This window comes from Rhodococcus sp. MH15, assembly GCF_019266045.1.
GTDB lineage: Bacteria > Actinomycetota > Actinomycetes > Mycobacteriales > Mycobacteriaceae > Rhodococcus_F > Rhodococcus_F qingshengii.
The window spans coordinates 1-2,336 of sequence record NZ_LPNP01000017.1 but is presented as its reverse complement, the minus strand read 5'-3'; the positions used below and the strand labels follow the sequence as shown (position 1 = coordinate 2,336).

Annotated in this window: 3 protein-coding genes and 1 pseudogene; 1 reads left to right on the top strand and 3 read right to left on the bottom strand. The window is 61.6% G+C overall.

The window, feature by feature from the left end:
* Positions 1–114: 114 nt before the first annotated feature.
* Together ATN37_RS00125 and ATN37_RS00120 are read right to left on the bottom strand one after the other, a co-directional pair.
* A complete protein-coding gene (locus ATN37_RS00125; RefSeq protein ID WP_155277984.1) occupies positions 115–276 on the bottom strand; it encodes a hypothetical protein in 162 nt (53 codons plus the stop codon).
* A gap of 113 nt (positions 277–389) precedes the next feature.
* Positions 390–850: pseudogene (locus ATN37_RS00120) on the bottom strand (transposase); the annotation flags it as partial.
* 26 nt (positions 851–876) lie between these two features.
* Between ATN37_RS00120 and ATN37_RS32185 the strand changes: the two are divergent.
* On the top strand, positions 877–1,437 hold the full coding sequence (locus ATN37_RS32185; protein ID WP_080656784.1) for an integrase core domain-containing protein: 561 nt from the start codon (positions 877–879) through the stop codon (positions 1,435–1,437).
* A gap of 60 nt (positions 1,438–1,497) precedes the next feature.
* Here ATN37_RS32185 and ATN37_RS00110 read toward each other — a convergent pair.
* On the bottom strand, positions 1,498–2,336 hold an 839-nt coding region (locus tag ATN37_RS00110), incomplete at its 5' end, for a transposase (protein ID WP_218694580.1).

The window sequence follows — 2,336 nt, the reverse complement described above, 5'->3', positions numbered from 1 at the left end:
TGAGCACGGGCGTACCTTCCCGCCAGCGTTGGCGCGCTGGACTTGATCAGAATCCTGTTCGTGTACAGATCATCATCCGGGAAGGTGCGTCCTCCCGGGATCCACAGGTTTCGATCATTCCTCCACGCCGGTTTCCGTAGCGATATCGGCGACTGCGTCACTGGCATGTCCCCAGTGAACGGGGCCATGCCAGTACAGCTCGACTGCGTCGCGCTGTACTGCGATACCGACGGCGCGACCGTAGCCGGGATCGCCGCCGATCTCGGCATATCCCATGGTTCCCTGACCACATGGCTGAGAAACGCGGGTATCCCGATCCGCAGACCCGCCGCCACCGCTGTCTTCGATTCGAATTGACTTTCAGAGGCTCGTCAGTGGATCCAGGCTTAGATGACCTCGTGGCTGATCCGCATTGACTCGTCATCGGGAAGTCGATGGGCAGCCGGTGCGAAATCTGCTCCGGGCTACACGCTTTCACTCATCGGAGGTCCTGACGATGCGGCTTGTTCAAACCCTTCCATTGCCGTTCGAACGGTCCGGCGACAGCAGCGCCGCCCGGCAGGGTGATCTTGCCCGAAAGGCGGTCCTCGACGTACTCGCGCAACCGCTCATTCTCAGCCAGCTTGGCGGACTTTGGGCGACGGGCAAACAACTCGGCTTTCCAGTGCGCAACGCTGGCACGGTAGTCGAGCGTGCCGCCCCGGGTCGCAGCGTTGCGCCGCAACTCCCGCGAGATCGTCGACGGGCTCCTCCCGATGACACTCGCGATCGCGCGCGCCCCGTGGCCGGTGGCGCGCAGGATCGCGATGCCCTCACGCTCTTCCAGAGAGAGGTACCTGCCGGCGCGGGCCATGGATACGGTCTCAGCCCGCCAGCGTGCCGGAACAACCGCTGGCCCACAGGTTGTCCCACGCCGACAGCGTCAGCAGCCTCGCAAGGAAGCTTGCCTGTGGCGATCTGGTCCCAAGAAATCTCGGTCCTTCGACCGAGGATGGCCCGGCGCTCTTCGGTGACCTCATCGGAGCCCTGCCCGTCACCTCCCGCGCCCAATCCGATGGTCTGCCCACAACACCCTCCTGGCCTCAGGTGTTGCTTCCACCGGTTGAGCCCAATCAGTGCACATCAATTTCCTTCGCGGAAACGGCTGCACTGGAAGGGATTGCGGCTTCAATTGGAAGCGTCGGCGACGCCCACGACAACGCCCTTGCGGAGTCGACAATCGGACTGTTCAAGACAGAAGAAGTTTCCAAGAGCAGTCCGTTTCTGCAAGGGGCGATCAAGACGATCGACGACATCGAATTCGCGACGATAGAATGGGTGGATTGGTTCAATACCCGCCGTCTGCACAGCACCTTGAACTACGTCACTCCCGACGAGTTCGAAGCCGTCTATTACTCTCAACTATCGATTCTCCAGCCGGAGATGTCGCCAGCATAGGAGCGGCAAGAAACCCGGCACGGTTCAGTCTCCGGACTTGCCGGGATGCTTCTATATCTGTCAAGACTCCAAGATTGGGTGTGCAGTGGCAAGTGTCCGGTACAGCTGCCGGGTGACGTAACGCTTGAGGGATCGCATGATCTCCTTGGTCGTGCGGCCTTCTCCTCGTCGACGTTCGACATAGGTGCGAGTTTGGGGATCAACCCGCATCCTCACGATCACAACCGTGGTCAGTGCTCTGTTCAATCGGCGGTCACCGCCCCGATTAAGCCTGTAGCGCACCGTGTTACCTGATGAAGCCGGGACCGGGCAGGTCCCGGCGAGCGAGGCGAATGCGGCCTCGGAGCGCACCCGACCTGCATGTGACCACGCGATCAGGACAGTCGCTGCAACCACTGCCCCGACCCCGACCGCGGCAGTCAGTTCCGGCGCATTGGTCTTCACCAATGCGTCGAGAGACTTTCGATTGTCAACCAACTCCGCATCGAGCGCACGAATCCTCTTGGCTAGTCGCACGGCCTCTGCTCGGCACGTCGCAGTGGTGGCGTCCTCGGACCGAGCCCGCCAGGTTGCGATCTCCTTTAACTGACTGTATGTCAACGATTTTCGTGCATCCACACCAAGTTCGACGGTGCGAACCAAAGCCGTCAACGCATTGATGGTGCGCGTCCGTTCACACGTCATCTGTTCTCGGGCGACCACGAGAACGCGCATCGCCACTCGCGATCCGTCCGCTCGTGGTCGACGCAGTCGATCGATGTCGACAGACAGAACTGATCGGGCGATACGAGCGGCGTCGAGATCGTCGGTCTTACCGACTCCTCTGCGATCCGCCGACCCCATCACGGAGGGTTCGGCTACCGGGAATCCCGCCGCGAGAACGCGGTCGGAGAGTCCGG